The organism is Nannocystis pusilla (assembly GCF_020073745.1).
Lineage (GTDB): Bacteria > Myxococcota_A > Polyangia > Nannocystales > Nannocystaceae > Nannocystis > Nannocystis radixulma.
This window is the reverse complement of record NZ_JAIRAU010000023.1, coordinates 140756-164829: the sequence shown is the minus strand read 5'-3', so window position 1 is coordinate 164829 and position 24074 is coordinate 140756. Positions and strand designations below refer to the sequence as shown.

Below are 24074 nucleotides of genomic sequence, written 5' to 3'. Positions count from 1 at the left end.
TCTCGCCAGTCAACCCTCGGCGAGCGCGACGATCGTGCCGTAGTCGCCGAAGCCGACGATGTCGAGGAGGCCGTCGCCGTTGACGTCGGCGAGGACGCGCAGGTGGACGTCGACGCGCCAGCCCTGGGCCTGGCCGAATTCGTCGACCTCGCGCTTCGGCTCGCGGAACGAGTCCTTCTTCGCGGTGGCGACGATCACGCCCTTCTGGCCGAAGCCGACGATGTCGACGCGGTCGTCGTCGTCGACCCTGGCGAGCACGCGCACGTGCCTGTCGACGCGCCAGCCCTGGTCGACGCCGAAGTCGTCGAGGACGCGCTTGGCGCCGGAGAACTTGCCGGACCTGGCCAGCGCCAGCAGGGTGCCCTTGTCGCCGAAGCCGACGATGTCCTCGCGGCCGTCGCCGTCGACGTCGCCGAGCATGCGCACGTGCTTGTCGGCGCGCCAGCCCTGGTCGTAGCCGAAGTCGTCGAGCCACAGCTTGGCCCTGGCGAACGAGCCGTCGCCGGCGCGGGCGACGTAGACGCCGTCGTTGCCGAAGCCGACGATGTCGGCCTTCTTGTCGCCGTCGACGCGGCCGACGAGGCGTGGGGTGCGATCGACGCGCCAGCCCTGGTCGTAGCCGAAGTCGTCGAGCCACAGCTTGGGGCTGGTGAACTTCGTGCCGGTCGACCGCGACACGTACACGCCCGAGGCGCCGAAGCCGACGATGTCGGGCAGCTCGTCGCCGGTGACGTCGACGAGGACGCGCGGGTGCCGGTCCATGCGCCAGCCGGTGGAGATCGAGTAGTCCTTGACCCACAGCTTGGGCGGGCGGAACTTCGAGCCGGTCGACTGCGACACGAACACGCCGTCGTTGCCGAAGCCGACGACGTCCATCTTCCCGTCGCCGTCGACGTCGGCGAGGAAGCGCGGGTGCTTGTCGACCCGCCAGCCGTTGCTGTACGAGTAGTTGTCGACCCACGTCCTCGGCTCGGCGAAGCAGTCCCCGGTCGACAGGGCGACGACGACGCCCTGCTCGCCGAAGCCGACGATGTCGGCCCGGCCGTCGCCGTCGACGTCGGCGAGGAAGCGCGGGTGCCGGTCGAGGCGCCAGCCGCTGCTGACGCCGAAGTCCTCGATCCACATCTCGGGCTCGGAGAAATCGGCGGCCCGCACCTCGGGCGCGCCGGTGAGCGGCATCATCAGGCCGGCGAACATGCCGACCTCGGTCAACTTCGTCATGGCGAGCTCTCCTGGAGGAGGCCGATCGCGCATGTCTCGAGAGACATGTCGGCGAGCGGCAGATCGGGCGATCGTCGGCTTTGTGTGCGCCGGCCCGCGGCCACGCAAGCGGCAGGGCAGGCGGGCCGCAGCGGCGGATCCACGCGGTCGGTCGCGGGCCGGCCGCGTGGATCCGCCCGGGGCCGCGGCGACGGTTGCTCAGGGCGCTCCCCGGCCGCGAGCCGGCGGGCCGGGATGGCGCGCTCGGGGTGTCGCGCGCAGGCCTCGCGACGCGGGCGCTCGCCCGTGTCGCGGGGCCGGCGCGGCGTCGACGTCGCGCTCGCGTGGTCGTGGTAGGGTCCGCTCATGCGCGGCGCTTCACTCCTCGGGATGCTCGTGTTCGTCACCTCGATCGCCCTCGGGGCCTGCGGCGGCCCGCCTCCGCCCGGCCACTGCGCGGGCCCGACGTGCGGCTGCCAGGGCGGCGACAACTGCGTGCTCGACTGCCCGGCCGCCGGCTGCGACGCCGAGTGCTCCAGCGTCAGCAACTGCGACGCCGGCTGCGGCGACATGTGCAACCTGTCGTGCCACGACAACTCGAACTGCGACCTCGAGTGCCTCGACGCCTGCACGGTGCAGTGCGAGTCGGTGAGCAACTGCGATGTCGCGTGCGGGGCCGACTGCGCGGTCGACTGTCGCAACCTGTCGAGCTGCGAGGTGGTGATGATCAGCGGCGAGGTGGTGTGCGAGAGCGTCAGCAGCTGCGATGTCCGCTGCGCCCTGCCCGACGGCCGGACGGAGCCGGCGTCGGACTGCGGCGACGGCCGGCACAGCTGCCCGGTCGGTTCGTGCTAGGGCCGCGATTCATTGCGAGTGGATCCGGCGGAACGCCGTGAACCCGGGCGCGATTGCGCGGTCCCAGGCGACCTGCAACACTCGCGGCCATGCCGCAGACCTCGCGCGTCCTCCCCGTGACCTTCGCCGCGGCCGTCGTCGCCGGCGCGTGCAACTTCCTGTCCTCGGGGGCAGGTCAGACGACGTCCAACCTGGCGAACGTGGCCGGCGGGATCGCCTGCCCGGCGCTGTCGAGCGGCGGCGACGCGCTCGGGGTCCGGTACACCGCCAGGGCCGAGCTCAACGCGAAGGTCGGGGCGTTCGTGCAGGCGGCGAAGGACCTGCAGCGGCTGGCGGTCAAGTGGGACGCGGAGGTCACGTCGGCGTGTCGCAAGATCGGCGCCGACATCGGGGTGGCGGCGGCGGCGATGCAGCCGAACCAGAACGCAACCGCGTCGCAGGCCGCGTGCGGGGCGGTGACGGCCAAGGTGCAGGGGCTGCTCAAGGGCGGGGTGAAGATCGAGGCCGCCTACACGCCGCCGAAGTGCGAGGTCGACGCGTCGGCGCGGGCCCGCTGCGACGGCCGCTGCAAGGTCGAGGTCGAGCCGGCGCAGATCGTGGCCCAGTGCACGCCGGCCAAGCTGTCGGGGCGCTGCCAGGGCACCTGCAAGGGCCAGTGCGACGGCCGCTGCTCGGGCCAGTGCCAGGGCGACTGCGCGGTGAAGGACGCGCAGGGCCGCTGCGCCGGCAAGTGCGACGGCACCTGCCAGGGCCAGTGCGACGCGACCTGCCACGCCTCGTGCGAGGGCACCTGGCAGGCGCCGAAGTGCGAGGGCAAGGTGACGCCGCCGAAGGTCGACGCCGACTGCAAGGCCTCGTGCGAGGCGAGCGTGAAGTTCTCGGCCCAGTGCTCGCGGCCGCAGCTCGAGGTCAAGACGTCGAGCGACGCCCAGGCGCTGGCCAGGCTGGTGACGTCGCTGTCGGCCAACCTGCCGGTCCTCATCGCCGCGCAGGTCAAGCTGGGGCGCGAGATCGCCGGCGAGGTGCAGACGCTGGTGCGCCTCGGCGGCGAGCTGCGCGGCAAGCTCCAGGGCGCCGGCGAGCAGGCGATCGCGTGCGTGACCGCGGCGGCGTCGGCGGTGGCGACGGCGTCGGTCAGCATCAACGTGTCGTTCAAGGCCAGCGCGTCGGTCTCGGGGGCGGTCGGTGCCAGCGGTCGGGCCGGCTGAGGCGATGAGCGCCTGGCACTGGGCCGGCCTGTTCGCCGCCGGCGGCTGCGGCGTGTGCCTGCGCTTCGCCCTCGCGCTCAGGGTCGACCGCTGGGCCGAGGCGACGCTGCCGCACGTCGGCACGCTGGCGGTCAACCTGCTCGGCTGCCTGGCGATCGGGGTGCTGGCGCCGCTGCTGTCCCAGGGGCCAGGTCGCGCGATCGTGGTCGCCGGGCTGCTCGGCGGGTTCACGACCTACAGCACGTTCGCGCTGGTCACCGTCGAGCTGGCCGGCGCCGCCCGCTGGACGCCGCTCGCCGTGCAGCTCGCGCTCCACGTCGGCGGCGGGGCGCTCATGGTGGCGCTCGGCTCGTGGCTGGCAGGCCGCTTCGTCACCCCCTGAGCGCGCTGAAAGCGCGGCGGGAGTGGTTGAAATTTTTCTTGAATTAATCATGTACGTCGTATAGTTTTTACGTCGTACGGGAAATGCGGCGAGGCGCCGTCGGTCCCGCCGACAAGAGGAGTACTGCGTGCAGATCACCGGCTGTGCCGTGTCGCTGACGGTCGACGACGTCGCTGCGTCGAGCGCCTTCTTCATCAAACATCTCGGGTTTCACGAGGCGATGGCGGCCGATGGGTTCGCGTCGCTGAAGCGCGACGACGCCGGCATGAACGTCGTGCTGCTGCGCCGCGGGATCGAGGTGCTGCCGCCGGGCTTCCGCGACCAGCGGGCGGCCGGGGTGATCGTCGCGTTCGTCGTCACCGACCTGGCGGGCGAGGAGCGGCGGCTGCAGGCCGAGGGCGTGGCGATCACGATGCCGCTGCGCGAGGAGCCGTGGGGCGAGCGGCTGTTCCAGATCACCGATCCGAACGGGGTGGTGATCGAGCTGGTCGAGTGGGCCGCGCCGCCGCCGGCGTGAGCGTCACTGCGGCGGCTTCGCCTCGTAGATCGGGGCGCCCTTGTGGTAGGTGGCGAGCGGGCGGATGTCCTTGAGGTCAGCTGTCCGAACGGACAGGGGGTTGCGGTCGAGGATCACGAGGTCGGCGACGCGGCCGACGGTCAGCTCGCCCTTCCTGTCGCCGTCGAACAGCTGATGCGCGCCGCTGCTGGTGAGGCCGCGCAGGCCGTCGAACACGGGGATCCGCTGCGGCGGGCCGAGGACCTTGCCGCCGGCGGTGGTGCGGACCACCGCGGCGGCGAGCAGCTGCATGGGGTCGAGCGGGAGCCGCGGTGCGTCGGTCTGCAGGGTGAACAGGAGGCCGCGGTCGAGCGCGGACCGGGCCGGGTCGAGCCGCGCGGCGCGGGTCGGGCCGAGCGCGGTGTCGCGATAAAAGTCGCCGAGGTGGAAGATCTGCGCGCTGGCGAACGACGGCACCATGCCGAGGTCGCGCATGCGGTCGAGCTGATCCTCGCGCACGGTCTGGGCCCGCAGCAGCACCGGGCGCTGATCCTTGACGCGGCGGCGCTCGAGCACCCGCTCCCAGGCGTCGAGGAGCTGATCGGCCGCGGCGTCGCCGTCGGCGTGGGCGACGACCTGCCACTTCTGATCGAGCGCGAGCTCGAGGATCTGCTCGACCTCGGTCGCCGCCATGACGGCCTCGCCGCGCCAGCCGCGAGGCTTGCCGGGCGGCGGGGTGGCATAGGGCGTGGACAGCCAGGCGGTGCGCGTGTCGAGGGTGCCGTCGAGGTCCAGCTCGATGCCGCCGAGCTTGAGGCCGCGCTCGTAGGCGCCGAAGCGCTGGCCGACCCATTGCTCGGCGTCGGCGACGCTGGTGACGACGGGATAGGCGACGACGTCGACCACGTGCTTGCCGGCGCGCGCGAGCCGGCGCAACGCCTCGAGTTCGTCGGGCGCGGCGGGGCCGTCCTGCACGGTGGTGAAGCCGCGGCGCGCGTACTGGCGCTCGGCCATGATCAGCCGCCGCGCCTGCTCCTCGTCGCCCTGCCGCGGCAACGCGCGGGTGACGAGGAGGACGGCGCTGTCCTCGAGCACGCCGCTGGGCTCGCGCGACCGGGTCTTGCGGCCGATCAGGCCGCCCGGCGGATCGGCGGTGCCGGCGTCGATGCCGAGCAGGCGCAGGGCGGGCGTGTTGACGACCGCGAGCTGACCCGAGCGGTGATAGACGACGATCGGGTGCATGTTCGAGACGGCGTCGAGGTCGGCGCGGGTGAGCTGTCGGGCCCCGGGCAGCCGCGATTCGTCGTAGTTCCAGCCGACCACCCACTGGCCGCCGACGAGCTTGCGCCGCTTGATGTCGGCCCGCAGCGCCCGCTGGAGCGCGGCGGGCGTGCGGATCGTGCCGAGCGGCGGCGGGGCCAGCTGGACTTGCTCGCTGCGCGTGGCGACGGCGCCGAGGTGCCCGTGACCGTCGATGAACCCGGGCAACAAGGCCTTGCCGGCGAGGTCGATCGTCTCGGTGCGCTCGCCGACGAGCGCCATGACGTCGTCCTGCGCGCCGACGGCGACGATCTCGCCGTCGCGGACCGCGAGCGCCTCGGCGACGATCGGGTTGCCCGCGTCGTCGACGCGCATGGTGATCACCGGGCCGCCGTGGAACACGCGGTCGACGTCCGTCGCGCTCGCGCGGGCCGGTCCGACCGGTCGGGTCGGTGGCCGCGGCGTGGTCGTCGGCGGCCGCTTGTCGGGCGCCGGCGGCTGGACCGCGGCCGAGCGCGCGGGCTTGCCGGTGCTGGGCTGCCGCGCGGGCTTGCCGGCGGTCGGCAGGCCGCGGCTCGGCTGATTCGGGGCGCCCGAGCTGTAGCTGTAGCTGCACGAGAGGAGCGCGGCGGTGATCGTGGTGAGCGAGACGAGGCGAATCATCGTGCGTGCGGCCTTGTCCGCGAATCGATAGCACCGGGCCGTCTGCTGTCGAGACGGCCGGACGCACCACCGTCGCGGCCCGCCGGGTGCTCACGAGCCGGCGGGCAGGCGGAAGGTGCTGGCGATCCACGAGGTGCGGTCGCCCTCGAAGCTCAGCTCGGTGGTGGCGGTCATGATCGCCATGTGCGAGCCGTCGGGGCTGGTGAACACGAGGCCGCGGTCGAGGTCGTAATTCCAGATGTACGGACGCAGGCGCACGCCCGGCTCGATCTGCACGGTGGTGTGATCGGGGAGGGTGAGGTCGAGCTTGAAGGCCGCGCCCTTGCCCTCGTAAGCGCGCTCGCGGTCGCCGCCGAGGACCTCGAGGGTGGCGGTGGCGGTCTGGCCCGAGGGCAGGAGGATGGCGTAGGCCTTGACGCCCGGGCGCGGCGCGGCGGCCTCCTGCGGCTCGGCCGGGGTGAGCAAATAGCCGGGCTCGATGGCGTACCTTTCGAGCAGCGCGGTGCGCCGGGGCGCCAGCGCGGCGCGCAGGTCGGGCGGATCGCAGGGCTGCGAGTCGGGCGAATTGTGCCGCACCTCGACGTAGCCGCCGTCGACGAGGATGTTGCTGTCGGTGTCGACGACGAACAGCCGCGCTGCCCCCTCGCACAGGGCCGCGCCGGGCCCGGCGTCGAAGGTCTCGAACGCGAAATAGCGGCCGTCGCGCGACCATCCCCAGACGGTGAGTTGATCGATTTGCTGGCGTGGATCGCCCGCTCGCTCGTACGGAGCGCCGAGCGTCGCGGAGGCCGAACTCCCGGCGGCCGGCGGTGTGGGAGCCGCGGATGCCTCGGTTTGCGGGGTGGCCGGACGGGCGGCGGTGGTGGTGGGGCCATTCGACGCGGTGCAGGCGCTGGCGAGCAGGACGGCGCAGACGAGGCGGGAGCGCATGGGGGAGGGTTTAACAGGGGAGGGGGGCGGGCGCCAGTTCTTGCGGGGGGCGAGGTGTTCGAGCAGGTGCCATGCGGGCAGGCGAGGATGCTCCTGCTCGCACTCGTACGAATCTGCCCGCCGAGGTCGCCGCGCAGACGACCCGAGAGGATGGGGCGGATTCCGGGTGTGTATTCCGATTAGAGCAGGTCGCGCTCCTCGGCGGTGGAATCATCTGTGAATATTGCGTCCGTCGGCGGGCTAGCGATCGATGCGTCGTGCATCGGCGATACCGGCGAGACGGTGTATCGCGGCGTCGACCGGCAGACCGAGCTGAGGGGCGAGCTCGCGGCCGATTTCGGGCGAGATGGACGGGGATGCGAATCACCCGCGCTGGTGGCGGGAGCGGCTGACGCTCATGAGGATGCCGATGCCGAGCATCATCGCCAGGGCGTTGGAGCCGCCGAGGCTGAAGAAGGGGATCGTGATGCCGGTGACGGGGAGGAGCTGGAGGACCATGCCCACGTTGATGATGACGTGGAAGAAGAACAGCGACGAGACGCCGACGCACAGCAATGCGCCGAAGCGGTCGCGGGCCTGGGAGGCGAGGCTGAGGCCCCACAGGACCAGGGCGACGAACATGACGAGGACCATGGCGGCGCCGAGGAAGCCCCACTCCTCGGCGTAGACGGCGAACGGGAAGTCGGTGTCGCCGTAGGGCAGGAAGTCGAGGGTGTTCTGGGTGCCCTGGCGGACGCCGCGGCCGAAGAAGCCGCCGTTGCCGACGCCGATCATGGCCTGGATGGTCTGGTAGCCCTCGTTGTCGGCGTAGGCCTCGGGGTTCAGCCACACGTCGATGCGCGAGCGCTGGTACTTGTGCATGAAGAAGGCCCAGCCGAGCATGAAGAGGGTCACGCCGGTGGTCATCAGCGCGAGGATGCTCTTCAGCGAGAGCTCGGTCAGGGCCAGGATCGTGATGGAGACGAGGCTGCAGATGATGCCGGTGCTGAGGTCGGGCTGATTGACGATCAGCGCCACCGGGATCAAGAACATGATGAACGGGACGATCAGGTGCCGGACCTTGCGCGGGGCCTTGCTCGGCCGGTCGCTGAGGTAGCGCGCGAGGGCGGCGATCAGGAGGATCTTCATCAGCTCCGAGGGCTGGAACTGATAGTCGCCGAGCTCGAGCCAGCGCCGCGCGTCGTTGCGCATGACGCCGATCAGGGGGACGAGCCCCAAAAGGCCGAGGCCGAACACGTAGGCGGCGTAGGCGAGCCGGTGCAGGACCCGGTAGTCGAGCGCGGCGACGATCAGCGCGGCGATCGTGCCGAGGCCGAGCCAGCGGATCTGGACCTGGATCTTGCCGCTCCAGTCGCCGGCGCCGGCGCTGTTGAGGTTGATCAGCGCGAGCGCGACGATGCCGGCGACGAGGGTGACGATCACCCAGTCGATCGACTGCACGGCGCGGCGCACGACCGAGCGCGGACGGCCGATCGCGGTCACGGCAGGTCCTCCAGCGTCCGACTGCGGCCGAGCGCGGTCACGGCAGGACCTCCTGCTTCTTGCTCGCCGGCTTCTTGCTCGCCTGCTTCTTGCTCGCCTGCTTCTTGCTCGGCTTCTTCTTGCCGCCGCGGGGGCCCGGCGAGGGGCTGGTCTTTGCGACATGTCCCGAGGAGCCTGTCTCTTCGGGCTTGGGCGGCGGGGGGCCGAGCGGGCGGTCGCCGGGCAGGCGGGCGCCGGTGAGGGCGACGGCGCGGTCGGGGCCGGGGGCGCTGTCGCCGAGGGGGTCCTTGTTGCGCTGGCCGGGCAGCGGCGGGGGCACGCCGCCGGCGCGGCGCGGCTGGGGGGTCTCGGAGCGGCTGCCGAGGTAGCTCTCGATGACCTTCATGACGATCGGCGCGGCGGCGTCGGCACCGACGCCGCCATGCTCGACGAAGGCGACGACGACGATCTTGGGCGCGTCGGCGGGGGCGTAGCCGGCGAACCAGGCGTGGTCCTGGGTGAAGTCGAAGCCGGGGATCGGGCCGACCTTGGGGGTCCTGGTCTTCTTGTCGAGGGCGCCGACCTGGGCGGTGCCGGTCTTGCCGGCGACGACGACGGTGCCGAGCCGCTCGCTGTAGGCGGTGCCGAGCTCGTTGTTGACGACGCCGGTGAGGCCGGCGTGGATCCGGTCGCGGTCGGCGGGCAGGACCGGCTCGAGGTCGCGGCGCACCTGCGGCTTGTTCTGCAGCACGAGCCGGCGGTCGGGGGTCTCGATGCGGTCGACGATGTACGGGGTCATGACGCGGCCGCCGTTGGCGATCGCGGCGTAGAGCACCGCGACCTGCAGGACGGTGGCGGTGACGTTGCCCTGACCGATGGCGCTGTTGAGGCGGACGCCGCGCTGGTAGGTGCCCTCGCGCGCCTCGAACGCCTCGGTCGGGATGCGCCCCTTGGCCTCGCTGTTGATGCCGATGCCGGTGCGCTCACCGAGGCCGAGCCGGCGCGCGAACAGCTCCATGCGCTCGAGGCTCAGGACGGTGTCGATCGCCAGGGTGTAGAAGTAGACGTTGCACGACTGGACGATCGCCTGCTCGAGGTTGACCGGGCCGTGCTTGTGCGTGCACTTGAAGCGGCGGCCGCCGTAATTGACGTAGCCGTCGCAGGTGATGGTCTTCTCGGGGTCGAAGGTGGGGTCGTCGAGGGCGGCGAGCGCCGAGACGACCTTGTAGGTCGAGCCGGGGAAGTAGTGCTCCTGGACGGTGCGATCGATGAAGGGCTTGAGCGGGCTCTCGCTCCAGGCCTTGTACTGATCGCGGCCGATCGGCTGCTGCCAGCGGTTGGGATCGATCGCGGGCACGCTGAGCATGGCGACGATCCGGCCGGTGTCGGGCTCGATGGCGACGAGCGCCCCGGCGGGCTTGTCGGCGAACGCCTCGGCGGTGACGCGCTGCAGGTCGAGGTCGAGGGTGAGGTAGACGTCCTGGCCGGGGATCGGGTCCTCGTCGGGCGGCAGCGCGGCGAGGGCGTCGCGCGGCGGATCCTTGACCGGGTGGTGGTGGACGTCGACGACGCGCGAGCGCTTGCCGGGGCGGCCGCGCAGGTAGTTCTCCCACTGCCGCTCCATGCCGGTCTTGCCGACGCGGTCGCCCGGGCGGTACGAGCCGCCGGAGTGGGCGAGGCCCTCGGGCGTGATCTCGCCGACGTAGCCGGTGACGAAGGCGGTGAGCTCGCCGGCGGGGTAGAAGCGGCGCGCGGACTCGCGGATCTCCAGCCAGTCGCCGAGGGCGTCCTTGCGGGTCTGGATCCGCGCGAACTCCTGCCAGGTGAGGTTGCCGCGCACGGCGAACGGGTAGATGCCCTCGTCGCGGTCGCGCCGGCGGACGATCGCGGCGACGAACTGCTCGCGGTCGGCGGCGTCGACGAAGTCGACGAGGTCGGCGAGCGCGTCGATCTGGGCGTCGCTCAGCGGGACACGCGAGCCGGTCTGCGAGCGCGCCTTGGGGTCGTCGGTCTCGACGACGACGCGCGGCCGGGCGGTGACGTAGAGGGTGTAGGCCGGGCGGTTGCTGGCCAGCGGGCGGCCCTGGGCGTCGAAGATCCGCCCGCGCAGCGCCGGGGCCTCGATGGTGTCGATGAAGTTGCGCTCGGCCCGGCGCACGTAGTGCTCGCCCTCGAGCACCTGCAGCTGGCACAGGCGGCCGAGCAGGACCAAAAACGCGAGCAGGACCACGACGACCATCGCCTGCAGCCGGGGCCGCAGGGCGCGCAGGTCGTCGGGCTCGCGTAAGCTGGTCATCGGGTCATGTCCACAGGGTCATGTCCAATCGGACTGGCCCTCGCCCTCGAGGGTGGAGCCGCTGCCGCGGGCCTGCAGCGGGGAGCGGCGGGCCGGCCGGGGGCGGCGGCCGAAGGCGCGATCGCCGGCGCCGAGGGCCAGCTCGGCGAGGAGGAACACGCCGGGGGCGGCGAGCACGGTGGCGAGGGCGTGCCAGCGGGCCTGCACGAGGCCGGCGATCAGCGCCTCGCCCTCGACGCCGAGGCGGCGGCGGACGAAGAACAGGATGGCGAAGGTGACGAGGTCGACGAGCGCGGCGGCGACCCCGGCCGCGAGCGCGCGGGCGACCGGACCCTCGACGGCGAGGCGCCGGCTCGACCACACGAGGGCGCAGCAGCACAGGCCGTGGGCCAGCGACAGGAGGCCGGCGGGGGTGCCCTGGTGCATGTCCTCGAGGTAGCCGAGCGCGACGGCGACGAGCAGGCAGGAGGGCAGCGAGAGGTCGCGCCCGAACACGACGTGGGCGACCAGCGCGGCCGAGGTGGCCGGCAGCATGACCGTGAGCCCGAGGGTCTGCCCGAGGCCGCCGACCGCGGCCAGGAGCAGCCATCCGAGGGCGATGTAGATCAGCGGGCGCATGAACCTTGGGACATGTCCTATTGCAGGGGTCCGAGGCCGTGGGCGGCGGCCGGCGGGCGGCCGGAGCCCTCGGGGTCGGGCGCGGGGGCGCTGGCGAGCACGACCCACACCATGTCGAGGCGGTCGAAGCGGGCCGAGGGGACGACGTGGACGCGCTGCTGGGCGCCGACGACGTCGTCGACGCGCACGACCTGGCCGACCGGCTGGCCGCGCGGGAACAGCTCGTCGACGCCGCTGGTCTGCACGAGGTCGCCGACGCTGACGCCGAGGTCGGCGGCGATGTGGACGACGCAGCGGTCCTCGCCGATGCCCTCGAGGATGCCGGGCGCGCGGGTGCTGGCGATCTCGACCGCGACCTTGCTGCGCGGGTCGGTGATCAGCATGACGTCGCTGTGGTCGTCGGCGGCGCGGTCGATGCGGCCGACCACGCCGGCGTCGGCGATCACGGCCATGCCCGGGCGCACGACCCGGTCGCCGCGGTCGAGCCGGAGCTTGACGACGCGGAAGAACGGCGACTGCTCGACGCCCGCGACCTCGGCGGCGATCATGTCCTCGGCGACCTTGTCGCGCATCTGCAGCGAACGCCTGAGCTCGCGGTTCTCTTCCTCGACCTGCTGCAGGCCGCGCAGGTCGAGCCGCAGCTTACGGTTCTCGGCCGCGAGCGCCTCGTTGTCGTCCTGCAGGCGGGCCTGCAGCAGCCAGCGCTCGAAGAACCGGCCGGCGTTGCCGGCGGCGTAGCTGACCCCGGCCTCGAGCGGGGCGCCGACCTTGACGACCACGCGGTCGAAGCCGGACAGGGTGCGCGGGTCCTGCAGGCTGGCGCGCAAGAGCAGCGCCGGGACGCCGAGCAGGAGCGCGACCAGGACCGCGTTCTTGGCGCTGCGGAGGCCGGCCATCCTCCGGGGCTCCCTACTGGAGCGCGACCTCGCGGAGGAGGTCGAGCTCGTCGAGGACCGCGCCGGTGCCGAGCACGACCGCGAACTCGGGCTCGTCGCACACGAAGCACGGCAGACCTGTCTCGTCGGACAGGAGGACGTCGAGGTTGCGCAGCTGCGAGCCGCCGCCGGTGAGGACGATGCCCTTGTCGACGATGTCGGCGCACAGCTCGGGCGGGGCCGCCTCGAGCACCAGGCGCACGGCCTCGACGATCGCCGCCACCGGCTCGCTGACGGCCTCGCGGATCTCCTCGCTGTCGACGACGATCGTCTTGGGGATCCCGCCGACCAGGTCGCGGCCCTTGACCTCCATCGTCATGAAGTTGCGCATCGGCGCGGCGGTGCCGATCTGGATCTTGATGCGCTCGGCGGTCCGCTCGCCGATCAGGAGGTTGTACTTGCGCTTGACGTGCTGGACGATCGCCTCGTCGATCTTGTCGCCGCCGACGCGGATGCTCTTGCACGCGACGATGCCGGCGAGCGAGATCACCGCGACCTCGGCCGTGCCGCCGCCGATGTCGACGACCATGTTGCCGCCCGGCTCGGTGATCGGCAGGCCGGCGCCGATCGCCGCGGCCATCGGCTCCTCGATGAGGAACACCTCGCGGGCCCCGGCCGCCAGCGCCGAGTCCTTGACCGCGCGCTTCTCGACCTCGGTGATGCCCGAGGGCACGCAGATGACGATCCGCGGCTTGACCAGGGTCTGGCGGTTGTGCGCCCGGTTGATGAAGTGCCGCATCATCGCCTCGGTCACCTCGAAGTCGGCGATGACGCCCTCCTTCATCGGCCGGATGGCGGTGATGCTGCCGGGCGTGCGCCCGAGCATCTCCTTGGCCTCCTTGCCGACGGCGACGACCCGCTTGGTGCTGCCCTTCTTCTGCACGGCGACCACGCTGGGCTCGTGGGCGACGATCCCCCTGCCCTTGACGTACGTCAGGGTCGTGGCGGTCCCGAGGTCGATGGCCATGTCGTTGGAGAACAGGCCGTATACCCAGTCAAAGAGCATGCTGCGCGCGGCGTTCGGTGATACCTGCCGGAGCACTCGGCGGCAAGTCAGCGGCGTTGTGCGTGAGGCTTGCGGCTTTTCTCACAATAAACGGCCGGGCGCCGCGACCGGGCCCAGGAGCGCGGAGCGCCGGCTCCGCGGCGGCCAACGCGGCAGCCGCCCCGCATATTCCGCGGGCCCGCAGGCGGGCTGTGGTTTCCCGGGGGCCGTCTTACCGCTAGCTTCGCGGGGACATGACGGACGAGACGGACGCGGCCCCACGGGGCACCGCGATGAAGACCATCGGCGCATGGATCCTGCTCGGGATGCTGGCGCTCGCCTTCGGGCTCAGCTTCGGCCTGCCGAGCGACGCGATCACTTGCGGCCTCGAACCGCTGGCCAAGACCTACGGCAGCAACGTGGTGGACGAGGACTTCCAGTACGAGTTCCGCGCCATCTCGCTGACCACGCGGATCCCCGAGGACGCCAAGTTCCAGGAGATGCTCGGCCTGCGCGAAGAGGTGCTCGACGCGATCGTCGAGCGCCGCGTGCTCGGCGAGATCGGGCGCAGGATGGGCCTCGTCGCCGACCTGAACGACGCCGAGGACCTCACGGCCGACGGCCACCTCATCGTGCTCGGCAAGACGTGGGACTGGCTCGCCGGTCAGGCCTTCAACTACCAGGCGTTCGAGCGCAACTGGCTGCCGCGCTTCGGCGTCGGCGAGCGCCGCTACCTCGAGTACCAGCGCGAGGAGGTGCTCGCGCGCACCGTGCGTGACGTGCTCGCCAGCGTGATCACCGTGTCGGAGGCCGAGGTGCGCGACGCCTACGACCAGCGGCAGAACCAGCTGTCGCTGCGCTACGCCCGCTTCGATGCCGGTCGCTACGCGGATCTCGTCGACCCGTCGAAGGCCGACCTCGAGGCGTACGCGGCCGAGCACAAGGACGAGCTGGCCAAGCAGTTCGAGGCCCAGGGCACGCGCTTCCTCAAGCTGCCGAAGCAGATCCGCCTGCGCTTCATCTCGGTGAGGAAGCCGCAGCCGCCGGCGGTCGACGCCGACAAGGACACGCAGAAGAAGTACGAGGCCGAGCTCGCGGAGGCGAAGGCGAAGATCGGCGAGGCCGCGAAGAAGCTGCAGGCCGGCGAGGACTTCCGCGCGGTCGCGCGGGCGACCTCGGAGGACGCGGACACGTCGCGGCGCGGCGGCGACTACGGGTGGGTGACGCTCGAGGGCACCGGCACGGGGCTCGACCCGGCGGTCGACGAGGCGGCGCGCAAGCTGCAGGTCGGCGAGCGCTCCGAGGTGGTCGAGAGCGACGAGGCGCTCTACATCGTCAAGGTCGAGGGGCAGCGCGAGGGCGACGTGCCGCAGGACGAGGCGATCCTCGAGCTGGCCGAGGAGGCGCTGATGCGCGAGCGCGGCAAGGCGCTGGCCAAGCAGGCCGCCGCCGAGGCGCTGCAGGCGCTCAAGGACGGCGCGACGATGACGCAGCTGTTCCGCTCGCCCGACGCGCTCGCAGGGGCGCCGGGCGCGGGCATCGACCAGCTCGAGGTGCCGACCGAGCCGCCGCCGGCGCCCAAGCCCGGCGACGACAAGCCGGAGCTGCGGGTCACCGGCCTGTTCAGCAAGGAGAAGCCGATCCCCGGGCTCGGCGTGAACCCCGAGATCACCAGGGCCGCGTGGGCCGCCGACCCCAAGGCGGAGTTCATCGACTCGGTGTTCGAGACGCCCGACGGCTTCGTCCTCGCCGCGGTCGAGCGCAAGGAGACCGCCACCGACGAGGGCTTCGCGGCCGCCCGCGCCGACCTCTACCGCGAGCTGTCCGAGGCCAAGGCGGCCAAGGTCACGGCCCGCTTCGCCTACCACACCTGCCTCGGCGACAAGGCCCGCGGCGACATCGTGCCCTACGAGCAGCGCGTGTCGCGGCTGATGACCTACGACACCAAGGAGGCCTTCGACGAGAAGGGCAACCGGGTGCTGCGGCCGTACGTGATGTGCGACCGCGTCGGCAACCGCGGCGGCATGCTCAACCTGGCGGCGCTGACCGGCGGCGGCGGGGGCCAGCGCTGAGCTGAATGAAGGGACAGGTCGCAGGGGCCATGGCGTCGGCGACCGGTCGTGACGGACAGGCGAGCGGCCTCGGCCTCCGCCTCGAGCTGGCCCAGGGGCCCGGCGGCCCGCAGGTCCGGATGCACGCCGGACCCGCCGAGCTGGCCCCGGGCCTGCGCCTGGCCGCGCTGACCGCGGAGCCGATCGGCGCGGCGAGGCCGCGCTCGACGGCCGCGCTGCGCGAGGGCGGCTGGCGCGCGCTCGAGGCGCGGCTCGAGGTCGGCGCCGACGCGCTCGAACGGGCGGCGCAGCCGCTCCGCGGGCTGGCGATCGGCAGCTGGCCGATCGGCCAGGTCGCGGTCGACCTGGCCGGCGCGGCGATCGTGCTGACGCTGACCGGCCCGCGCGACGACGGCTGGCCGGCGCTGGCGCAGCTCGAGCTCGCGGTCGAGATCGCGGCCGGCGCGCTGCAGGTGCGGGCGCGCCGGGTGTGGGCGACGGGCCCGCTGGCGCCCTCGGGGGCGGCGCTGTGGCGAGCGGTCGCGCGCGGGCTGGCCCGCGGGCGCGAGGGCGTGGTGAGCCTCACGGCCGAGGCGCTGCGGGTGACGCCGGAGTGGCTGCTGCGCCGGGCCTTCCGCGCGGCCGGGGCGACCCCGCCGCGCACCCGCGGACTGCAGGCGCGGCGCGTGCGCGCGGAGGGGCGCGGGCTGCGGATCGTGCTTGTCTCCGGGGACATGTCGCAAGAGGAAGGTTTGAAAGGGCATGTCCTGGAGGGCATGTCCGAAGAGCCCGACGATCCGCTGGCCGGGCTGCGGGCGGCCCTGCGCGCGGGCGACCGGGCGGCGGCGCTGACGGCCCTGGCGCGCGCGCCGGCGCCGACGCACCCGGGCGGGCGCCGGCTGACCCGGGCGCTGGCGCAGGTGCGGGCCGAGCTGCTGCGCTTCCGCGACCCCCCGGCGGCGGCCCAGGCGGTGCGGGCGTGGCTGGCGGCGGCCCCCGACGATCCGGAGGCGTGGTGGCGGCTGGTGGTGACGCACGCCCGCGCCGGCGAGGCCGAGGGCCTCACGCGCGGGCTGGCGGCGCTCGCCCGCATGCCGGGCCCGCCGGCGGTGCAGCTGCGCCGCCGCGTGGCCCAGGCGCTGGTCGAGGCGGAGCGCGCGGGGTCGGGCGGCCGGGCACGAGCTGTCCTCGAGGACAGGGCGTGGACCGGCGGCCCGGAGGCGCAGGCGGCGGCATGGCGAGCGCTGGCGATCGCGCAGGCGGGAGATCCCGAGGTCGCGGGCGAGACGGTCGAGGCGACGGTGGCGGCGGCGCTGGCGGCGGCGGCGAAGTGCGAGCGGCGCTGGTGCGAGGACGAGGAGCTGCACGCGCAGGTGGCCGCGGCCGGCCGCCGCTGCGGCCGCGACGTGATCGAGGCCGAACGGGCGGCGACCGAGCTGGCCGAGGCCGCGCTGGCGCTGGCGCGGGCGAGTGAAGCGCAAGGACTGGCGCCGGTGATCGCAGGGCGGACGGGGCGGGTCGATCGCAAGCGCGTGCGCGTCGAGCTGCAGACCCGGGCGGCCCGCTCGCTCGAGCCCGGGGCGCTGCTGGCCCTGGCGGAGATGGTCGAAGAGACAGGTGAGGTCGGGCGCGCGCAGGCGCTGCGCGAGCTGGCGTGGTTCCTGCTGCCGGGGTGCGATCCGGGCGAGGCGAACGCGGCGAGCGAGGGCTGGCGCGCCGGCGCGGCGGAGGCCGTGAGCGACCACGGGCCGTGGAACGACCCCGGTGAGCCGCGGGGTGCCATCCTTGAAACGTTGCGCGCGGTGGTGGCGGAGACGGCGGGGATCCGCGCGGCCTCCGAGCTGGCGCCGGTGGACCCGGGCGAGGCGGCGTCGTTGCTCGCGCTGGTCGAGCCGGAGCTGCCGGGCCTGCGCGCGGCGACCGGGCTGAAATTGCCGGTCCGCGTCGGCCGCGGGGGGCCGGAGGGCGGTGTGGCCGTTCGCAACGAGCGCGAGCCTGCCATCGTGGTGCACCCGGGGCTGGCGCGGCTCGATCGACGCGAGCGCCGGTTCCGGCTGGCCCTGGCGGCGGCGCTGATCCGCGGCGGGCTGGCGATCGTGCTCGACCCCGCGGGCGCGTCGCTGCGCGAATTGCTGGCCGCGCTGGCGTGGCTGGGGGAGCCGTCGCTGGTGCCGACATTGCCGGGGGCGCAGACGATCGTGCGACTGTGGCAGAAGCGGGGTCTGACGCCGCAGCGATTCGCGCAGCCGCAGCGCGCCGCGCTGGCCGAGCAGCTGCAGGCGTGGCGCGCCGACCCGGCCCGGGTGGCTCGCCTGGCGGCGCTGCTGCGCGGCGATCACTGCCTGCTGGCGACCCGCTGGACGGGCGCGCTGAGCGGGGCGCTGCTGGCGATCGGCCGCGACGCCCGCTTGCCGGCGGTCGTCGACGAGGCCAGCGCGCGGCGGGTGTGCGCCAGCGAAGAGGCGCGCCGGCTGCTCCGCGGCGTCGGGCTGTTCCTCGACCGGGGTCAAGAACATGACTGAAGAGACAGGTTGTTTCATCCGCACCGGGCGCCTGCAGATCCGTAAGTTCCGCCCCGACGACGCGCCGGTCCTGGCCGCCTACCGCAGCGACCCCGAGGTGGCCCGCTACCAGGGATGGACGGAGTTCGACGAGGCCAAGGCGCGCGAGTTCATCGCCGGGCTGCAGGCGGCCCGGCCGGGGGTGCCGGGCGAGTGGTATCAGTTCGCGCTGGCGCTGCTGTCCGAAGGGACATTGATCGGAGACATCGGATTGCGCGTCCACGCGGACGACCCGGCCGCGGCCGACATCGGCTACACGTTGATGACGAGCCAGCAGGGCCGCGGGCTGGCCAGCGAGGCGGTGCGCGCGGTCAGCGAGTACGCGTTCTCGCGGCTCGGGGTGCGGCGGATCCAGGCGACGATCGACGACCGCAACCTGCCCTCCCTGGCGCTGGCGCGGCGACTGGGGATGGTCGAGGAGGCCGCGGTCGAGACGGTGTGGCGCGGCGAGCCGTGCGTCGACCGGATCTTCGTGCTCCGGCGCTGAGCCGACGCGGCGCTCGGGGAACACGCGAGGCGCGAGCAATCACCGGCTCCCGGGACTGGACGGCTCGGCTCCTGCACGGGCGGGAGGTCGACCTGGCCGGCGACGCTTGCTCACGGTGCGCGCGCTGTTCGGGGCGCATCTTGCGAGCGGGTGGGGCGTTACGATGCCGATTCACGCCATGCCCATTCGCGTCCGAGAGCTGCTGCGCGCGTTCGTCTGGTCATCGCTGCTCGGTTGCAGCGCCGCACCCGCTTCGCAGGCCGCGCGAGCGACGGTGCCGCCGGGCGCCGGGGCGGCGGAGGAAGTGCGGGGCGGCTCGACGGTCGTCGCCACGGGCTCGTCGGAGAGGCTCCCGCGACTCGCCGACCCGGCGCGGCCCCGGGCCGGCGAGGTCGTGCTCGAGCGCGGCACCGTGCGCGACGAGACCGGCGCGGAGGTGGCGTACGAGATCGGCACGCTGTACGTGCCGGAGAATCGGCGCAAGAGCGACAGTCGTTTGATCGGCGTCGGCTTCGCGCGCATCCATTCAGCCCGCCCGACCGGCGCGCCGCCGGTGTTCTGGCTGCCGGGCGGCCCCGGGCTGAGCGTGCTCGGGGCGTTCGCCACGAACGACATGGGCAGGTTGCGGACGTGGCTGGGCTTGAGCGCCGTCGGTGACCTGGTCGTGCTCGAGCAGCGCGGCTACACCGCGCGCGGCGAGATGCTCACGGTCAGGAGAGAGGCGCGGCCGCTGGACAAGCCCGCCTCGGTGCGCGCCGACGCGGAGGCGATGCGCGCGCAGGCCAGAGCGGCGGTGGTCGCGAATCCCGACAAGGACCTGTCCGGCTACGACATCGCCGAGTTCGCCGCCGACGTCGACGACCTGCGCCGGGCGCTCGGCTACGACAAGATCAGCCTGTTCGGCGGCAGCTTCGGCTCGCAATGGAGCCTGGCGGTGATGCGACTCCACCCGCAGATCGTCGCGCGCGCGGTGCTGTCGTCGGTGGAGCCGCTCGACAACGGCTACGACATGCCTTCGCACATCCACGCGTCGCTGCAGCGGATCGCTCACGACGCCGACCGCGACCCGGGGCTCATGCCGTATCTGCCGCCGGGAGGGGTGATGGCGGCCGTACGCGCCCTGAACGCGCGCTTTGCCAGGGGGCCGGTGAGGGCGCCGGTGCGCGACGAGAGCGGCCGCACTCGCACGGTGGTGCTCGGCGCGGAGGATCTGCAGCAGGCGTTGCTGTCACACACGCAGGAGGGCGAGCGCTGGCCGGCCTTCATCCTGTCGCTCTACCACGGGCACTACGACGAATGGGCGCGCGAGACGCTCGCCGAGCGGCAGGCGGACGAGACGATCTTGATCGGCCCGCTGGTGGACAGCAGCCTCGGCGTGAGCGCCGAGCGCGAGCACCTGCTGCGGACCGACCCGGCGGTGGCGACGCTCGGCACCTGGAACTTCGCGGCGAACATCGCCTCGGCGCCCGACTGGCCCACCCGCGACATGGGCGACGAGCTGCGCAAGCCGGTCCCGAGCGACATCCCGGTGGTCTTCGTGCACGGCGACTGGGACACCTCGACGCCGATCAACAACTCCCTCGGCCTGCTGCCGTACTTCCGCGACGGGCACCTGATCCAGGTCCACCGCGGCGGGCACGACGGCGCGTTCTACCAGCTCAGGACCGAGCCGGCCGCGAAACAGGCGATCTACGAGTTCCTGAGGAGCGGTCGCCGGGAGGGGCTGCCGATCGAGGTGGTCCTGCCGGTGCCGCGATTCGAGCTGCCTGCCTTCCCGCCGCCGCGACCGGCGCGCTGACATGTCCCTGGGGACATGTCACGCTATTCGAAGGCGTACCACCACAGCGGGACGTGGTCGCCCTCGCTGAACGTGTAATAGCCGGAGCGGTCGTGGGCGATCGTGAGGGTCTCGCCCTGGGGCTCGATGGCGAGCGGCAGGGTGCACGGCTCGCCGGCGAGGGCGTCGGCGAGGCTGGTGCCGGGCGGGCGCAGCCACAGGAACGCCTGGGCGTAGGTGCGGACGGCGATGAAGTCGCCGGTCGGCGAGATGTCGCCGCCGGTCGCCACGGTCGCGGGGAACTGGATCGGCGCGATCTCCTCGAGCGTGTAGGGGCCGCCGGCGGCGACGGGCCCGGGGGCGCGGAAGATCCGGGTCGGATCGCCCTTCGCCACGATCACCAGATCGCCGGTCTGCGGGTCGACCATCAGGGTCTCGGCGTTGTGCGGCTCGTCGGGGTAGACGAGTTCGATCGCCTCGACGGCGCTGATGACGACGAGGTCGTCGGCGGCGGCGGCGACGTCGGGCTCGGGCACGCGGTAGACGGTGATGAACGGTCGCGTCTCGCTGTTGTCGCCGATGTCGCCGAAGTAGAGCCACTCGCCCGCGGTCGGACCTGGTCCCGCGGACATGTCCTCCCAGTCGATGGCGACGGCGCCGTCGACCTCGAAGCTGCCGAGCAGCGCGCCGGCGGCGTCGAAGGCGAAGAAGCGCGGCTCGTCGCCGGAGTCGTTGTGCACCCAGAACACGCCGGGCTGGCTGCGGCTCTCGACCAGGCCCGAGGCCTCGTGGACCTCGTCGAGGTCGACGATCGTGACCTGCGCGGGCGGGCCGACCAGCGGACATTCGAGGAGGGCGCCGGTGTCGCTGTCGTCGCCGGTGGTCGTGGTGGTCGTCGTCGTCGAGCTGTCGCCGGTGGTGGGGCCGCCGGTGGCGGTGCCGCCGGTGGTGTCGGGCGCGCCGGTGGTGACGGGATCGCCGGCGCTGGTCGAGGTCGAGGTCGAGGTCGAGGTCGCGTCGCCGGTGCTGCTGGCGGAGGCGCCGGCGGGTCCGGCGTCGTTGCAGGCGATCACGAGGCAGGCGGCGGCGAGGACGAGGCGAGGTGCAGCCATTCGCTCGAAGATAACATCACCGATCGAATTCCTCGCGACGTGGCCGTCACACGCGTGGGTGGACCTTTCGGCGGAAAGACCCTACGCACGCGGCAATGGTGCCGGGATTTTCCCGTCACGCGGTGTCCGCCGGGATGCTGCCGTGACCGGGCTGGATCGGCGCGCTCGCAGCGAGGAGCGGCGCGCGGACTTCGTGCCGCCGTCGCCGCCGATCCACCCGTATCGCGGCGGGGAATCTCTCCGCCCCGATCGCCCTCACAGGGGAGCTCGATCGCGTCGAGGTCGGGACGGTGATGGCGGAGCTCGCGGGCGCGCTGCCGACAAGCTGGCGCGCGAGCCGGCGCTGCGGCCTCTGCGCTGAGGGGACGAGTCTCCACCCGGACTGGAGGGTCGGGCGCGGGCCGGGGTGCGGGGTCACCAGGCGACCGCGTGGTGTCGCGGCATTGCAGCTGGCGCGCGGCTTGGAAGGGGGTGGGCATGCATGCCTTCATCGCCAGCGCGCACACGTTCGTCGGTCGTCGCAAGCACAATGAGGACGCCTACCTGCTCGACCCGGAGGAGGGGGTGTTCGCGGTCGCCGACGGGATGGGCGGCTACGCCGGCGGCGAGGTGGCGAGCCGGCTGGCCGTCGAGTCGCTGGCGGAGTTTTTCCAGCACGTCACGGCCGACGCCGACGCGACCTGGCCGTACGGGCTCGACCCGGCGCTGAGTCTGGCGGAGAACCGGGTCGACGCGGCGGTCCGGCTGGCGAACCGGCGGATCTGCCAGGGCCGCCAGGGAGAGCTGCGCGACATGGGTTCGACGATCGCGCTGGTGTCGCTGCTCGGCAGCTCGGCGATCGTGGCCCACCTCGGCGACAGCCGGGTGTACCGCCTGCGCGAAGGGACAGATGGTCCGGCGCTCGAGCAGCTGACCCGCGATCACTCGCTGTACGAACAGCTGCGCGCCGGCGGGGTGGCGATGCCGCCGCTGGCGGAGTTTTCATATGCCAACGTGATCACGCGCGCGCTCGGGCCGCAGGAGGAGGAGCGGCCGGAGCTGCACCGGATCGAGCTGCGCGCGGGCGACCGCCTGCTGCTGTGCACCGACGGGCTGACCGGTCCGCTGGCGCCCGAGACGATCGCGGCGCTGCTCGCCGCCGGGCCGGTCGAGGAGGTGTGCGAGCGGCTGGTGCACGAGGCGTTCCTCGCCGGGTCGCGCGACAACATCACGGCGATCGTGGTCGCGGTGGTGGATTGAGATGGCCGAATGGACATGTCCTGATAGACACTTTGATGAGTGCATCTCGGGACATGTCCTGAGGTTCAGGGTGCGGCGGCACGGACGGTAGATGTCTCTTCGGACATGTCCTGAGTCGTCAGCCGTCGTCGCCGTCGGGCACGAGGCCGTGCTTGCGCAGCAGGGTGCGCAGGTGCTTGCGATCGACCTCGGCGGTGCGGGCGGCGGCGGAGATGTTGCCGTCGCTGCGGGCCATCAGGTCGCGCAGGTAGCTGCGCTCGAACGCGTGCAGCAGCCGCTGCTTGGCCTCGGCGTAGGGGAGGTCGGCGCGGACGGACAGCTCGTCGTCGGCGGTCGAGCTGTCCCCGGGGACATCCAGGCGCAGGTCGGCGAAGGTGCGCGCGCCGGGCGAGAGGGCGACGGCGCGGTCGAGGGTGTTGCGCAGCTCGCGGACGTTGCCGGGCCAGTCGTGGGCGGCGAGGCGGGCGAGGCCCGGTCCGTCGATCTCGCCGACGTCGAGGCCGCGGGCGGTCAGGAGGGCGCGGGCGGTGATCGACAGGTCCTCCCGGCGGGCGCGCAGCGGCGGGAGGGCGACGCGGAGGACGCTGAGCCGATAGTAAAGGTCGGGCCGGAAGGTGCCCGCGGCGACGGCGGCCGCGAGGTCGCGCTGGCTGGCCGCGACGACCCGGACGTCGACGGCGACCTCGTCGTCACCGCCGACGGGACGGACGGTGCGGGCCTCGAGCGCCCGCAACAGGCGCGACTGCAGGGCCAGCGGCAAACTGTCGAGCTCGTCGAGGAACAGGGTGCCGCCGTGGGCGCGGGCGAAGGCGCCGCGGCGGGCCTGCATCGCCCCGGTGAAGGCGCCCTTGACGTGGCCGAACAGCTCGCTCTCGACGAGCGACTCGGGCAGGGCGCCGCAGTCGAGGGCGACGAAGGGGGCGCGGGCGCGCCCGCTGGCGCCGTGGATCGCCCGCGCGGCGACCTCCTTGCCGGTGCCGGTCTCGCCCTCGAGCAAGATGGCGACGTCGCTGGCGGCGGCCAGCTCGAGCACCGCGAACACCTCGCGCATCACCAGGCTCTCGCCGACCAGCTCGCCGAAGCGGCGGCTGCGGCTGGGCTCGATCGCCAGCGCCGCCGGCTCCGGCTGGATCCGCAGGGTCGTGTGGCCGAGCCGCAGCACCCCGCCCGCGGGGACCGCGAGCTGGCCGAGCGCGGCGCCCTGGTAGAGGGTGCCGTTCTTGCTGCCGAGGTCGACGATCGTGAACTGTCCTTCGGGACCTGTCTCGATGCGCAGGTGCTTGCGCGACACCCGGGGGTCGCGCAGCACGAGGTCGCAGGTCGGGTCGGTGCCGACGAGCACCGGCGCGCCGGCGATCGCGGCGGCGCGGCCCATGTCGGGGCCGTCGACGACGACGATCTGACAGCGCGCGCGGCGGGCGTCGCCGGCCGGGAAGTCGGGGTGGCCGAGGGCGACGGTGGCGACGGTCGAGCTCACCGCGGCAGCATAGCGGGGTCCGGGCGGCCAGTGCCGCGACCGGGTCATTTCGAGTAGTCCTCGCGCCGCGCTCCGGACAGG

At 73.0% G+C, this 24074-nt stretch carries 19 protein-coding genes; 9 read left to right on the top strand and 10 right to left on the bottom strand.

Going from position 1 to position 24074, the window contains the following annotated elements:
* Positions 1-9 precede the first annotated feature (9 nt).
* On the bottom strand, positions 10-1221 hold the full coding sequence (locus tag K7C98_RS17655) for an FG-GAP repeat domain-containing protein (protein ID WP_224192846.1): 1212 nt from the start codon (positions 1219-1221) through the stop codon (positions 10-12).
* Positions 1222-1566: 345 nt separating this feature from the next.
* Between K7C98_RS17655 and K7C98_RS17650 the strand changes: the two genes are divergently transcribed.
* The 4 genes from K7C98_RS17650 to K7C98_RS17635 all read left to right on the top strand — a co-directional run bounded on the left by K7C98_RS17650 (position 1567) and on the right by K7C98_RS17635 (position 4162).
* The gene (locus K7C98_RS17650; RefSeq protein ID WP_224192845.1) at positions 1567-2055 is read left to right on the top strand and encodes a hypothetical protein; all 489 of its coding nucleotides are present in this window, start codon (positions 1567-1569) and stop codon (positions 2053-2055) included.
* Between the two features lie 89 nt (positions 2056-2144).
* Complete coding sequence (locus tag K7C98_RS17645; protein ID WP_224192844.1) at positions 2145-3263, top strand: hypothetical protein; 1119 nt, start codon at positions 2145-2147, stop codon at positions 3261-3263.
* A 4-nt stretch (positions 3264-3267) separates the two neighbouring features.
* Positions 3268-3645: a fluoride efflux transporter FluC gene (locus K7C98_RS17640; protein WP_224192843.1), complete on the top strand. Its 378-nt coding sequence runs from the start codon at positions 3268-3270 to the stop codon at positions 3643-3645.
* Between the two features lie 127 nt (positions 3646-3772).
* Entirely contained in the window at positions 3773-4162 is a 390-nt protein-coding gene (locus K7C98_RS17635) for a VOC family protein (protein WP_224192842.1), read from the top strand.
* A gap of 3 nt (positions 4163-4165) precedes the next feature.
* Here the strand turns inward: K7C98_RS17635 and K7C98_RS17630 are convergent, their stop codons facing one another.
* The 7 genes from K7C98_RS17630 to K7C98_RS17600 all read right to left on the bottom strand — a co-directional run bounded on the left by K7C98_RS17630 (position 4166) and on the right by K7C98_RS17600 (position 13310).
* Complete coding sequence (locus K7C98_RS17630; RefSeq protein ID WP_224192841.1) at positions 4166-6064, bottom strand: amidohydrolase; 1899 nt, start codon at positions 6062-6064, stop codon at positions 4166-4168.
* 90 nt (positions 6065-6154) lie between these two features.
* Positions 6155-6994, bottom strand: coding sequence for a DUF2259 domain-containing protein (locus K7C98_RS17625; protein ID WP_224192840.1), 840 nt, complete (start codon positions 6992-6994; stop codon positions 6155-6157).
* A gap of 363 nt (positions 6995-7357) precedes the next feature.
* Positions 7358-8476 (bottom strand): rod shape-determining protein RodA, encoded by a 1119-nt coding sequence (gene rodA / locus K7C98_RS17620; protein WP_224192839.1) that lies wholly within the window; start codon positions 8474-8476, stop codon positions 7358-7360.
* Positions 8477-8513: 37 nt separating this feature from the next.
* Complete coding sequence (gene mrdA, locus K7C98_RS17615; protein WP_224192838.1) at positions 8514-10751, bottom strand: penicillin-binding protein 2; 2238 nt, start codon at positions 10749-10751, stop codon at positions 8514-8516.
* Positions 10752-10769: 18 nt separating this feature from the next.
* On the bottom strand, positions 10770-11369 hold the full coding sequence (locus K7C98_RS17610; RefSeq protein WP_224192837.1) for a hypothetical protein: 600 nt from the start codon (positions 11367-11369) through the stop codon (positions 10770-10772).
* 17 nt (positions 11370-11386) lie between these two features.
* Positions 11387-12265: a rod shape-determining protein MreC gene (gene mreC / locus K7C98_RS17605; RefSeq protein ID WP_224192835.1), complete on the bottom strand. Its 879-nt coding sequence runs from the start codon at positions 12263-12265 to the stop codon at positions 11387-11389.
* Positions 12266-12278: 13 nt separating this feature from the next.
* Positions 12279-13310, bottom strand: a complete 1032-nt coding sequence (locus K7C98_RS17600; protein ID WP_224192834.1) for a rod shape-determining protein — start codon at positions 13308-13310, stop codon at positions 12279-12281.
* A gap of 233 nt (positions 13311-13543) precedes the next feature.
* Here K7C98_RS17600 and K7C98_RS17595 point away from each other — a divergent pair, with 233 nt between their 5' ends.
* The 4 genes from K7C98_RS17595 (at position 13544) to K7C98_RS17580 (ending at position 20186) form a co-directional block, all read left to right on the top strand.
* On the top strand, positions 13544-15361 hold the full coding sequence (locus K7C98_RS17595) for a peptidylprolyl isomerase (RefSeq protein WP_224192833.1): 1818 nt from the start codon (positions 13544-13546) through the stop codon (positions 15359-15361).
* Between the two features lie 29 nt (positions 15362-15390).
* On the top strand, positions 15391-17862 hold the full coding sequence (locus K7C98_RS17590; protein WP_224192832.1) for a hypothetical protein: 2472 nt from the start codon (positions 15391-15393) through the stop codon (positions 17860-17862).
* The gene (locus K7C98_RS17585; RefSeq protein WP_224192831.1) at positions 17855-18388 is read left to right on the top strand and encodes a GNAT family N-acetyltransferase; all 534 of its coding nucleotides are present in this window, start codon (positions 17855-17857) and stop codon (positions 18386-18388) included. The genes K7C98_RS17590 and K7C98_RS17585 overlap by 8 nt, the downstream gene beginning before the upstream one ends.
* Before the next feature lie 178 nt (positions 18389-18566).
* Positions 18567-20186: an alpha/beta hydrolase gene (locus K7C98_RS17580; protein WP_224192830.1), complete on the top strand. Its 1620-nt coding sequence runs from the start codon at positions 18567-18569 to the stop codon at positions 20184-20186.
* A gap of 23 nt (positions 20187-20209) precedes the next feature.
* On the opposite strand, the gene K7C98_RS17575 is transcribed toward K7C98_RS17580, so the two are convergent.
* Positions 20210-21277, bottom strand: a complete 1068-nt coding sequence (locus K7C98_RS17575; RefSeq protein WP_224192829.1) for a hypothetical protein — start codon at positions 21275-21277, stop codon at positions 20210-20212.
* 477 nt (positions 21278-21754) lie between these two features.
* Between K7C98_RS17575 and K7C98_RS17570 the strand changes: the two genes are divergently transcribed.
* Complete coding sequence (locus K7C98_RS17570; protein ID WP_224192828.1) at positions 21755-22516, top strand: PP2C family protein-serine/threonine phosphatase; 762 nt, start codon at positions 21755-21757, stop codon at positions 22514-22516.
* A 118-nt stretch (positions 22517-22634) separates the two neighbouring features.
* On the opposite strand, the gene K7C98_RS17565 is transcribed toward K7C98_RS17570, so the two are convergent.
* Entirely contained in the window at positions 22635-23993 is a 1359-nt protein-coding gene (locus K7C98_RS17565; protein ID WP_224192827.1) for a sigma 54-interacting transcriptional regulator, read from the bottom strand.
* Between the last annotated feature and the right edge of the window lie 81 nt (positions 23994-24074).

Excerpts from the sequence above, each read along its gene's own strand:
- K7C98_RS17655 (WP_224192846.1), bottom strand. The coding sequence starts at position 1,221 with ATGACGAAGTTGACCGAGGTCGGCATGTTCGCCGGCCTGATGATGCCG.
- K7C98_RS17650 (WP_224192845.1), top strand. The coding sequence starts at position 1,567 with ATGCGCGGCGCTTCACTCCTCGGGATGCTCGTGTTCGTCACCTCGATC.
- K7C98_RS17645 (WP_224192844.1), top strand. The coding sequence starts at position 2,145 with ATGCCGCAGACCTCGCGCGTCCTCCCCGTGACCTTCGCCGCGGCCGTC.
- K7C98_RS17640 (WP_224192843.1), top strand. The coding sequence starts at position 3,268 with ATGAGCGCCTGGCACTGGGCCGGCCTGTTCGCCGCCGGCGGCTGCGGC.
- K7C98_RS17630 (WP_224192841.1), bottom strand. The coding sequence starts at position 6,064 with ATGATTCGCCTCGTCTCGCTCACCACGATCACCGCCGCGCTCCTCTCG.
- K7C98_RS17625 (WP_224192840.1), bottom strand. The coding sequence starts at position 6,994 with ATGCGCTCCCGCCTCGTCTGCGCCGTCCTGCTCGCCAGCGCCTGCACC.
- mrdA (WP_224192838.1), bottom strand. The coding sequence starts at position 10,751 with ATGACCAGCTTACGCGAGCCCGACGACCTGCGCGCCCTGCGGCCCCGG.
- K7C98_RS17610 (WP_224192837.1), bottom strand. The coding sequence starts at position 11,369 with ATGCGCCCGCTGATCTACATCGCCCTCGGATGGCTGCTCCTGGCCGCG.
- mreC (WP_224192835.1), bottom strand. The coding sequence starts at position 12,265 with ATGGCCGGCCTCCGCAGCGCCAAGAACGCGGTCCTGGTCGCGCTCCTG.
- K7C98_RS17600 (WP_224192834.1), bottom strand. The coding sequence starts at position 13,310 with ATGCTCTTTGACTGGGTATACGGCCTGTTCTCCAACGACATGGCCATC.
- K7C98_RS17595 (WP_224192833.1), top strand. The coding sequence starts at position 13,544 with ATGACGGACGAGACGGACGCGGCCCCACGGGGCACCGCGATGAAGACC.
- K7C98_RS17590 (WP_224192832.1), top strand. The coding sequence starts at position 15,391 with ATGGCGTCGGCGACCGGTCGTGACGGACAGGCGAGCGGCCTCGGCCTC.
- K7C98_RS17585 (WP_224192831.1), top strand. The coding sequence starts at position 17,855 with ATGACTGAAGAGACAGGTTGTTTCATCCGCACCGGGCGCCTGCAGATC.
- K7C98_RS17580 (WP_224192830.1), top strand. The coding sequence starts at position 18,567 with ATGCCCATTCGCGTCCGAGAGCTGCTGCGCGCGTTCGTCTGGTCATCG.
- K7C98_RS17575 (WP_224192829.1), bottom strand. The coding sequence starts at position 21,277 with ATGGCTGCACCTCGCCTCGTCCTCGCCGCCGCCTGCCTCGTGATCGCC.
- K7C98_RS17570 (WP_224192828.1), top strand. The coding sequence starts at position 21,755 with ATGCATGCCTTCATCGCCAGCGCGCACACGTTCGTCGGTCGTCGCAAG.